We start from the raw sequence: 8,938 nt of genomic DNA, 5'->3' as shown, positions 1-8,938 counted from the left end.
GCGAGAGCATCTGACAGACCCTCATAAACCCTTGATTTTGCATTCCGATAACGGCAGTCCGATGAAGGCGGCGACCTTCCTGGAGAAGCTCTACGATCTGGGCATCACCCCGTCGTACAGCCGCCCTCGGGTCTCCAAAGCATCAACGCCTTCTCGGAGTCGCTGTTCAGGACCTGCAAGTACCGGCCCGACTACCCGATGGACGGCTACGAGAGCCTGTTAGCGGCGCAGCAGTGGGTGACGCGCTTCGTGCACTGGTACAACCACGAGCACCGCCACAGTGCGATACGATTCGTTACCCCGGGTGAGCGGCATGCTGGTCAGGATGACGAAGTGCTGGCCAGGCGAGACGCCATCTATGCCGAGGCGAAACGACAACATCCCGGTCGGTGGAGCGGTTCCACTCGGAACTGGAGACCGCGCCGGACGGTCTGGCTGAACCCGGACCAGGAAGACCCGCTGGTTCAACGTGATCAGCGATTAGAAACTGCCTGATTCCAGGTTCCAACAAGCTTGACAGGCATCGGGTTTTCCGTAAAGAAACCACAAAAATCTAGTCATTCCCAAAAGCTGGCCCGCCATACTTGTGATTGGCAGCGCCTTTGGTGGTACGTCAAACTGTCTGGCTTCTAACCAAAAGCTGGACAGCTGGTGCCGCCTACGGAGCCCTACCCTATTGCTGCCGTCGCTTCCTCCAGGTGGCGTCCCTGCCCCAGACACTGAAAGCTGAACAGTCACCTCCTCGTTGTGCTAACGACGAAGGCTTATCTTGGATCGCTTTACCACTCGACCATCAGGAGCCTGATGAAACCGCTCTGTCCGGAAAACGATCATTAGGCGGCCAAGCCGGACATTGTCCGAGAATAGGCTTGTTTGATGGGTTGTCGGACAATAAGATAGCCGGACAGATTAACGGACAAAAAGGCGGCCCATGGCACTGATCGGCTATGCGCGGGTCTCGACGGCGGAGCAGGACTCCGCCTTGCAGACCGATGCACTTCACAAGGCAGGGTGCGAGCGGATCTTCGATGACACCGTCTCCGGGGCCAAGGCGGAGCGACCGGGGCTGACGGCCGCCCTGGAGTTCCTACGCGACGGAGATGTGCTGGTCGTATGGCGGCTGGATCGGCTGGGTCGCTCGTTGCCGCATCTGATCGAGGTGGTCAGCACCCTGGAGGCGCGTGGTGTCGGCTTCCGGTCGCTGACCGAAGCCATCGATACCACCACGCCGGGTGGGCGGCTGATCTTCCATGTGTTCGGCGCCCTGGGGCAGTTCGAGCGTGACCTGATCCGTGATCGCACCAAGGCGGGGTTGGCCGCTGCCGCCGCCCGTGGGCGCAAAGGCGGACGAAAGCCCGTCGTCACCGACGACAAGCTGAAGCGGGCCAGGGAACACCTGGCCAATGGGCTGAACGTCCGCGAGGCTGCTGCACGCCTCAAGGTCAGCAAGACGGCCCTCTACGCCGCCTTGAAGGCCAGCCAGTCCGATGCCTCAGACCACAGTGCAACCGACTCCTGACACTCCGTGCGGTCGCCTTCTGAAAATGACACTCTGGCCAAGAGGAGCTTACCTGGTTGTCCTTTGTTGACCTCTTGGCGTTTCCCCCTCCGCCAAGGAAAAATTCCGTATGGATCTCTGGTCAATGTAGATAAGAAAAGGTTTTCTAATGTAAAATTTGAGATTCAAGATGATAAATAAAGGAGTTATTCTCATGAAGAAGTTTTTTTAGCCTCTTTCGTTTTGTGTTCTGCCATTTCAGGCTATGTTTCTGCTAATGATTTAGAGCTTAAGCGTAACGCAAAAACACTGATACAGTCAGCTGGATATAAGTGTGACACAGTAGATAAGGTTAATCAGTTTTTGATGGGTAGGGGGTTTACAGTATATTGCAATGGTTTTAGATATAGCTATGAAATGGAAGATAAAGGTGGTAGGTGGGTCATAACTCCAGAGTGATAATTATTAGGTCTTTAAATTAAAGGAGTTTATGGTATGTCTAAGCGTGGAATTTTATCAGCTTTCCTTTTTTGCTTTCCTGTTTTTGCATCTGCAGCAACACCTCAGAAAGCAGCAGATGAAGTTCTTTCTGCGAGTAGTATGGACGAAAAGTGTGAGATTTTTTTCGAGCACTTTATGGGATACGCAATCGAAGAAGATTTCTCTAGTTCAGATAGATTGATTGCTATAATTGATCGGGAGGATTCTGGCTTGGTTGATTACTGTGATGCAAGAAGGAGTAAGTATCTTAAAAGTTATTGACTGATGATTTTTAATTTTTAAAGTAAGAAATAGGGTTTGAATATTAAGCGGCGTGGATAACGCCGCTATCCCCTAGCCTCGCTGCCAATCTGGCATCACAATGTAAAGAAAACCAAGGTTTGTTTTCGTATAGGTCGCCATGGAGAGGAGGACGCATGATCATCGGCTACGCACGGGTCAGCACACAGGACCAGAATCCCCAGTTGCAGCGTGACGCGCTTCAAGAAGCCGGCTGCGAGCAAGTCTTCGAGGAACGTATCACCGGTACCAAGCGAGAGCGTCCTGAGCTGCAGGCCTGCCTGCGCACCCTACGCGACGGCGACACCCTGGTGGTGTGGAAGCTCGACCGGTTGGCTCGTTCGCTCAAGGATCTGGTGGAGCTGATCCACGAGCTGGATGACCGCGGTGTGGGCTTCCGGTCGCTGACCGAGGCGATCGACACCACCAATGCCGGCGGCAAGCTGGTGTTCCATATCTTCGGCGCCTTGGCGGAGTTCGAGCATAGCCTGATACGGGAGAGGACCCTGGCCGGCCTGGCGGCGGCCAGAGCCCGCGGTCGCAAGGGAGGACGCCGTCCGGCCATGTCAGGCGCAGACGTGCGAAAGGCGGCGGCGATGTTGGCCGATCCCGAGATTACCAAGACCGAGGTGGCCAAGCACTTCGGGGTCAGCCGGGTGACGCTGAATGCCTCCCTGGAGCGAGAGGGTCTAGCGAGAATGTGAACCACCTTGTCACCAGTCCCCGAAGTAGTTGGTTCTGTACTAGGGTGCTGGTGAGGACTTAGGTATTCTCCCTTGAGATAGGCCCGACACCCTTCTACACGACGAAACCCATCAGCTCCCTACATGCCTGAATTGACGATTGGCCGCATGGCCAAGCTCTATGGATTGCACCGCTCTACGCTCTATGAGGCTGTAGAGCGAGGCCGCGTCACTGCTGGGTTTAACGGCAAGGGGCAACGAGTGGTTGAGCTGTCGGAGATGATCCGTCGCTATGGTGAACCACCGCATCAACCGGAGGGAGTCCGACAGAACCCAACAGCTTTAACCGACACCCACCCTACACCTGGCCAGGCAGTCGATAACGTCGCCCTCCTGACACGTTTCGATGCATTGCTAGAGGTCGTGAAAGAGCAACGTGACGAGCTGAAAGCATTGCGTGAAGAGGTCCATCAGTTGCGTCGTCTGCCCGCCCCGTCGCGTGGCTCCAACACCCCTTCTCGCTCCGGCCCGTCAGCAGCATCAGAACCTTCCGTCGCCTCCAGTGAGGCGCCTATGCAGGAATCCAAAGAAAGAGATGTGACCTCGCCACGGTCCTTTGCAGACATCGCAGATCGCTTTGCAGAACGCATCGGCAAGGACGGACCGGTGATGTTTCGCGGCCAGTTTGGCTATCTTGCATAACCCCCCCCCCCCCCCCCTCTTTCTTTATTTATGTATTTACGATTTTCCGTATTTCTCCATCAGCAGATCCCTGACCTCATCGGCCATCTTGCGGCCGCGCATCGCACAGTCGGCCTTGAGCTTGGCATGCAGCTCGGCGGGGATGTCGATGGTCAGTCGCTTCATCGGATCCTTGGGAGCCTCTTGGCCTCTGGAGCCAACCCAGGCATCCACGGCGGTATCGTCAGAGGCTTTCTTGGCGGAGGGCTTGCCCCTGATAGAGACCTTCTTGCTGCTCATGCGAAACGCTCCTGTAGCTCACTCACCACCGCCTCGATCTCTTGTGAGGCCACGCCATCCCGGTCCTGCTCATAGATGGCCTTGCCGACAGCGGCCGCCTCAGCGAAGGCCACACGTTGCACGATGCTGGCTTCGAGGGTCGGAAGGTCATAAGCCTCCAGGGCCTCGCGGACATCGCGCCCGATGGCGGTATTGGCAATTTTACGGTTAATTACAAATACAGATTTCAGGTTTTCTTTAAATACAGACGCTTCCTGGATGAGTTTCACGACCTCGTCGGCGGCCCAGATGTCGTAGGGCGACGGCTGCACGGGGATCAACACGATGTCGCTGGCCATGATGGCGGAGCGAGCGAGATCCGTGACGCGGGGTGGGCCATCGATCACCACGACGTCATAGCCTTCGCCCACCAGGGCAAGCTCCTTGTGGATGCTGGGCTTGGGTAGGCCGACGACAGCGAACAGAGGGTCGCCTTCTCGAGCTGCCGCCCAATCCAGGGCGCTGCCCTGCGGGTCGGCATCGATCAGCAGCACGCGCTTTCCTGTGCGTGCCAGCGCCGCGGCGATATTGACGGCGAGCGTCGTCTTGCCGACGCCACCCTTCTGGTTGAGCACTCCGATGATCACGAGTTTTCCTTAAAGCTTTAAATACGCTTTTCAGTAAAGCCGTAAAAACGTGACACGTCAATCGTGCGAGGTCATCCCGCACAGTCCGGTGCTACTGGCTTGGGTGCGATGTGCTATACTTATATAGCAAATTGCCTGTTGGAGGGCTTGAGCATGTTGGCGTTACGCCTACCTAGCGAAATTGAGGAGCGTCTTGAGGCCCTGGCCAAGGCGACCGGCCGTACCAAGAGCTTCTATGCCCGTGAGGCTATCCTGGAGCACCTGGACGACCTCGAGGACATCTACCTGGCCGAGAAGACTCTGGAGCAAGTGCGTCGGGGTGAGATGACGACCTACAGTCTGGACGACGTGGAGCGTGACCTTGGCCTGGCGGATTGAACTCACGGATGAAGCGGTCAAGCAACTCAAGAAGATCGGTCATGCGGATGCCAAGCGCATCCGCGACTACCTGCGTGGCCGTATCCAGCCCCTGGAAGACCCGCGTCAGCTCGGTAAGCCGCTGACCGGTCAGCTTGGCGAGCTGTGGCGATACCGGGTAGGCAACTACCGTCTCATTGCCAGCATCGAGGATCAGGAGGTCCGTGTCCTGGTGGTGCGGATTGGACACCGCAGCAAGGTCTACCGGTAAGGTAGAGAACCTGTATTTACGTTTTTACAGAAACAATGAAACAGGGTATGGGCCCCCAAAGTCGGCCATATTTTGGTGCTGAAGCGCCGACGAACCCGATGGAGGACGACATACGCTCATGTGGCTGCCTGCCACAATGCGGTAATCTGTACGCAACCGAGAGGGGGAGAGGCCTGGCTTCTTGCCCTAGCCTAGACAGACAAACCCCCGGACCCTCCATGCTGTGGCAGGCGGCGAGGATCCGGGGGCCAGAAACGCCTAGGAGGCGAAAATCTGTATGAGCAGTATACCCCCACTTCCGATAGTGTGCACCCTCTCCTGGGGCTTGGGCGGGGAGGCAGCATGAACCAGTCTCAGCGTGAGCTCATCGAGCAGCATGCCAAGCCGGGAGAAACCTATGAGCAGGCTTATGCACGTCTGTTTTCCTCCCAGGGTGTTCAAGGCGTCACCTCTCAATCCCAAGAGAAAGAGAAGGGCATTACATGCAGTCGTTCTGCCCTAGCCCCTGAACGTCACGCGCAGCGTGACTTCTTCATTGCTGACATCCTGGACGCCAGCCCGAAAGATGACACCGCGAGCATGGAGCACCCCCTGTTCGCTTTACGTGCTGGAAATCATAAGGTTAGGTACTACCAACATGGCGATATAACTGTTGTAGTGAAGCCTGGACATGATGGTTGTGCGACGATTCATGACAAGGATGTGTGGATTTATTGCATCAGTCAGCTCATGGAATCGATTAATCGGGGGAAAGAATCTATTAGTCGGGTAGTGCGCTTTACTGCATATGATTTCTTAGTGTCCACGAACCGTGACACTAGTGGGCGAGCATATCAGCGCATGGGAGATGCATTAGCTCGTTTAAGTGGTACAAGGATTGAGACCAATATTGAGACTAAAGGAAAGCGTGAGCGACGAGGTTTCGGGCTAATAGATTCTTGGAGTGTCATTGAGCGTGATTCTGATAATCGAATGGTTGCGGTTGAGGTAACCCTTCCAGAATGGCTCTATAGGTCGGTTGAATCTAAGCACGTGCTAACCTTAAGCCGTGATTATTTTCGCCTTAGGAAACCGCTTGATCGTCGTATCTATGAGCTGGCTCGTAAGCACTGTGGCGCACAGACAAAATGGAGTGTAAATCTTTCTAAATTGCATTTGAAAAGTGGTAGCCAAGATAAGCGTTTTAAATTCCGTGCCGCCGTAAGGGAGTTGGCGGAGGAGAATGCCTTGCCCGATTATCGTGTGAGCTTTAATGCTGAGAGTGACGTGGTCACGTTCTATGCACGAAGGTCGAAGGGGGATCAAGCACAGCTGAAGGACCTGCTGGGAGAGGGGCGATAGGGCACGTGCCTTTAGGGATGCCACGCCTGTGGATTGGCACGTGCCTTTAGGGATGCTCGCTGTGGATAGGCACGTGCCTTTAGGGATGCCACGCCTGTGGATTGGCACGTGCCTTTAGGGATGCGCATATCGTGCCTTTAGGGATGCGACCACCCTGCAAAGCCGCATGGTTACTGGGTTCCCAGAACCGTAACGCGCGCGCGGTTTTAACCAAAACCTTAAAAACCTTTAACGCGCTCCGCGCTCACCTACCCTCCGCTCGTACCTCGCTCCGCCCCCGCTTCGCGGGCCTGAACGATGGCGCGCCAAAGGCGCGGCTTACGGGCGCTTTCGATCCGCTTCGCGGCTGCGCGCCCTGAACGGCGCAGCCTGGCCGCTAAAGTGATAAGCATCGGTGGGCCGTACCCCCACTTCGTGCGGGAACAAAGGCGCTACGCGCCTAGGTTTAGCAGAAAGGAGGTCAATCCACGCTCGACGACTAAAGCTAAGATCTGTGGTACGGATCGCCCATCGCCGCAGGGTCTATCGCTGACGCTGGCCCCGATGGCGATCCAGGGCCTGAGTCACTCCCCCAGCGGCAGCTGGCCTTGATCCTCCTCCCGATGTTTCTCCTTGCGGCTCTCCAGAGCCTCCATGCGGGCCGCTATGGCCTCACCCTGTACCTCGGCCTTGGTCCGACCCTTTTCGGCCTCCTGAGCACGTTTCTGGGCGTCCTGGAGCTGCTTTTCCAGGGCGGCCAGGCGTTCCCGGTACTCGTCGCGCTGTTCGGCCAGGGCCTGGCGCTCCTCCTGGAGCGTCTTGGCACGCTCCTCGGCCTGCTGTTGGGCGGCCTCGGTGCGGGTCTCGGCGACGGCCAGGGCGCGTTCGGCCTCGATACGCGCCTGATCGGTCTGCTTGGCCTCGCGTTGTGCCGCGATACGCGCCTCTCGCTCCTCGTCACGCTGTTCCTCGAGGGTGGTCACCCGGTTGCGGGCCTCGGCCAGCTGCTGCCGGGCGTCGTCGCGCTGGGCCTCCAGCTCCCGCACCCGCTCGCGGAACTCGGCCAGGGCGCTGCGCGCCTCGTCGCGCTCGCCGGTGACACGATCGCGCTCGCTCTCCAGGGCCTCCACACGGCCACTCAGCTCCTCGACCTGCTCCTCCAGCTGCTCGCCGGTGGCGGCCAGCTCGTAGGTGATCCCGGTGCGTGCCATATCGTATCCCTTTCGGCTGTATCGTATAGTGTATTTCATATTATATGTTATACGGTACAAAATACAATACAAAATACGGATATGCTACGAAATATCCCGGCAGCGGGGCGTGCTGGGGGTGTCCAGGCACGAAAAACCCCGCCGTAGCGGGGTTTGCGGGTCGGCGAGCTCGCCTGATGGGGAGGGGAGGTCGGCGTCAGGGCGTCGGCTGGCCCGGGGTGTCCTCTCCGCGAGCCAGGCGCCGCTGGCGGGTCTGGTGGGCGTTGCGTTCGATCTGCACGTAGGCGAACAGACACACGCCGGCCATGAACACGGCGAAGGCCACGATCATCCAGCTGAAGGCGGTCATGGGGCGTCCTCCTGGTTGCCCTCTGGGAGAGGATAGGCGTTGGCTTGGGTCAGGCGAAACCGCCTGCCTCGATGTGATCGAGGAACCGCAGCACGTCCTCGCCTCGACCATGGGCCACGAGAGCCGCGGCCGTCCAGTTGCCAAGGGCGGCAATCGGGTGACTCTGGTACCACGCTTTGGCGGCACGCCTCGATCCCGCCCACGGCTCGATTTTGTCGAGGATCTGTCGGGCCTGTTCCCGCTTGTCGCGGCGGCGCGCCCAGGCGAACCCTCCGGCGAACAGCAGCAGGGCGGTGAACAGGATACCCAGGGGGAGAAGGACGGCAGCGGGAGAGGCTGTCATATCGATGTCTCTAGCATTTTCTTGCGTGGTGTCTCACCTCAGACCGGGAAGTCGTGATGACTACCGTCGGGGAGCTCGATATCCAGGCGAACACGACCGCCGATCGCCTCGACATAGCGCTTGAGGGAACTCAGGCGGAGGTCCTGCCCGGCCTTCTCCAGCCCGGCAACGGTCGGTTGCTTGACGCCCATTGCCTCGGCCATCTGCGCCTGGGTCATGTCGACCAGCTGCCGCAGCTCGGCGAGCCGCAGCTCGAGGCGCATCTCATCGGCCTTGGCCTGGGCCGCCGCCACGACCTCGGGTTTCTCGTTGGCGAGCAAATCGTCCAGCGTGCGTGCCATGGGGAGCTCCTGGGTGTCAGCCGAGCGAAGTATTTTATATAGGCTATGACCTATTGCTAGGGGCGTTAACAATTAGGCCAGCCATATGGCGGCTGACACGAGGCAGAGGAGTGACTGGTAGTTTCTTGCCAGTCGCTCATAGCGTGTAGATAACCGCCGGAACTTCTTGATTTTCTGA

Annotated in this window: 13 protein-coding genes and 1 pseudogene; 8 read left to right on the top strand and 6 right to left on the bottom strand. The window is 57.8% G+C overall.

Features of this window, described 5'->3' with window-relative positions; all coding sequences use genetic code 11:
- The 5 genes and pseudogenes from RS027_RS13135 to RS027_RS13115 form a co-directional block, all read left to right on the top strand.
- Positions 1-495, top strand: a pseudogene (locus RS027_RS13135) (transposase); the annotation flags it as partial.
- A 436-nt stretch (positions 496-931) separates the two neighbouring features.
- Positions 932-1,519, top strand: coding sequence for a recombinase family protein (locus RS027_RS13130; RefSeq protein ID WP_311946679.1), 588 nt, complete (start codon positions 932-934; stop codon positions 1,517-1,519).
- Between the two features lie 474 nt (positions 1,520-1,993).
- Positions 1,994-2,260, top strand: a complete 267-nt coding sequence (locus RS027_RS13125; RefSeq protein WP_311946808.1) for a hypothetical protein — start codon at positions 1,994-1,996, stop codon at positions 2,258-2,260.
- Between the two features lie 155 nt (positions 2,261-2,415).
- Positions 2,416-2,982, top strand: a complete 567-nt coding sequence (locus RS027_RS13120) for a recombinase family protein (RefSeq protein WP_311946811.1) — start codon at positions 2,416-2,418, stop codon at positions 2,980-2,982.
- A gap of 123 nt (positions 2,983-3,105) precedes the next feature.
- Complete coding sequence (locus tag RS027_RS13115; protein WP_311957651.1) at positions 3,106-3,663, top strand: hypothetical protein; 558 nt, start codon at positions 3,106-3,108, stop codon at positions 3,661-3,663.
- Positions 3,664-3,699: 36 nt separating this feature from the next.
- Here the strand turns inward: RS027_RS13115 and RS027_RS13110 are convergent, their stop codons facing one another.
- Positions 3,700-3,942: a hypothetical protein gene (locus tag RS027_RS13110; RefSeq protein ID WP_311946815.1), complete on the bottom strand. Its 243-nt coding sequence runs from the start codon at positions 3,940-3,942 to the stop codon at positions 3,700-3,702.
- Positions 3,939-4,568 carry a ParA family partition ATPase gene (gene parA, locus RS027_RS13105; RefSeq protein ID WP_311946817.1) on the bottom strand — a complete coding sequence of 210 codons (630 nt, stop codon included), beginning with the start codon at positions 4,566-4,568 and terminating at the stop codon, positions 3,939-3,941. The genes RS027_RS13110 and parA overlap by 4 nt, the downstream gene beginning before the upstream one ends.
- A 153-nt stretch (positions 4,569-4,721) precedes the next feature.
- On the opposite strand from parA, the gene relB reads away from it, so the two are divergent.
- From relB to RS027_RS13090, 3 genes are all read left to right on the top strand, one after another.
- Complete coding sequence (gene relB / locus RS027_RS13100; RefSeq protein WP_311946819.1) at positions 4,722-4,946, top strand: type II toxin-antitoxin system RelB family antitoxin; 225 nt, start codon at positions 4,722-4,724, stop codon at positions 4,944-4,946.
- A complete protein-coding gene (locus RS027_RS13095) occupies positions 4,930-5,196 on the top strand; it encodes a type II toxin-antitoxin system RelE family toxin (RefSeq protein ID WP_311946821.1) in 267 nt (88 codons plus the stop codon). Before relB ends, RS027_RS13095 begins: the two co-directional genes overlap by 17 nt.
- 342 nt (positions 5,197-5,538) lie before the next feature.
- On the top strand, positions 5,539-6,537 hold the full coding sequence (locus RS027_RS13090) for a replication initiator protein A (protein ID WP_311946823.1): 999 nt from the start codon (positions 5,539-5,541) through the stop codon (positions 6,535-6,537).
- Positions 6,538-7,100: 563 nt separating this feature from the next.
- Here RS027_RS13090 and RS027_RS13085 read toward each other — a convergent pair.
- From RS027_RS13085 to RS027_RS13070, 4 genes are all read right to left on the bottom strand, one after another.
- Positions 7,101-7,727: a hypothetical protein gene (locus RS027_RS13085; RefSeq protein WP_311957649.1), complete on the bottom strand. Its 627-nt coding sequence runs from the start codon at positions 7,725-7,727 to the stop codon at positions 7,101-7,103.
- A gap of 196 nt (positions 7,728-7,923) precedes the next feature.
- On the bottom strand, positions 7,924-8,076 hold the full coding sequence (locus RS027_RS13080; RefSeq protein WP_311946827.1) for a hypothetical protein: 153 nt from the start codon (positions 8,074-8,076) through the stop codon (positions 7,924-7,926).
- A gap of 49 nt (positions 8,077-8,125) precedes the next feature.
- Entirely contained in the window at positions 8,126-8,419 is a 294-nt protein-coding gene (locus RS027_RS13075) for a hypothetical protein (protein ID WP_311946829.1), read from the bottom strand.
- Between the two features lie 38 nt (positions 8,420-8,457).
- Positions 8,458-8,760, bottom strand: coding sequence for a helix-turn-helix domain-containing protein (locus tag RS027_RS13070; protein ID WP_311946834.1), 303 nt, complete (start codon positions 8,758-8,760; stop codon positions 8,458-8,460).
- Between the last annotated feature and the right edge of the window lie 178 nt (positions 8,761-8,938).

Origin of the sequence: Halomonas garicola (genome assembly GCF_031935715.1) — a bacterium.
Taxonomy (GTDB): domain Bacteria; phylum Pseudomonadota; class Gammaproteobacteria; order Pseudomonadales; family Halomonadaceae; genus Vreelandella; species Vreelandella garicola.
This window is presented reverse-complemented; position numbering and strand designations above follow the sequence as displayed.

Bases quoted from the DNA above. Each gene is read 5' to 3' on its own strand.
- RS027_RS13130 (WP_311946679.1), top strand. From the start codon at position 932: ATGGCACTGATCGGCTATGCGCGGGTCTCGACGGCGGAGCAGGACTCC.
- RS027_RS13125 (WP_311946808.1), top strand. From the start codon at position 1,994: ATGTCTAAGCGTGGAATTTTATCAGCTTTCCTTTTTTGCTTTCCTGTT.
- RS027_RS13120 (WP_311946811.1), top strand. From the start codon at position 2,416: ATGATCATCGGCTACGCACGGGTCAGCACACAGGACCAGAATCCCCAG.
- RS027_RS13115 (WP_311957651.1), top strand. From the start codon at position 3,106: ATGCCTGAATTGACGATTGGCCGCATGGCCAAGCTCTATGGATTGCAC.
- RS027_RS13110 (WP_311946815.1), bottom strand. From the start codon at position 3,942: ATGAGCAGCAAGAAGGTCTCTATCAGGGGCAAGCCCTCCGCCAAGAAA.
- relB (WP_311946819.1), top strand. From the start codon at position 4,722: ATGTTGGCGTTACGCCTACCTAGCGAAATTGAGGAGCGTCTTGAGGCC.
- RS027_RS13090 (WP_311946823.1), top strand. From the start codon at position 5,539: ATGAACCAGTCTCAGCGTGAGCTCATCGAGCAGCATGCCAAGCCGGGA.
- RS027_RS13085 (WP_311957649.1), bottom strand. From the start codon at position 7,727: ATGGCACGCACCGGGATCACCTACGAGCTGGCCGCCACCGGCGAGCAG.
- RS027_RS13080 (WP_311946827.1), bottom strand. From the start codon at position 8,076: ATGACCGCCTTCAGCTGGATGATCGTGGCCTTCGCCGTGTTCATGGCC.
- RS027_RS13075 (WP_311946829.1), bottom strand. From the start codon at position 8,419: ATGACAGCCTCTCCCGCTGCCGTCCTTCTCCCCCTGGGTATCCTGTTC.
- RS027_RS13070 (WP_311946834.1), bottom strand. From the start codon at position 8,760: ATGGCACGCACGCTGGACGATTTGCTCGCCAACGAGAAACCCGAGGTC.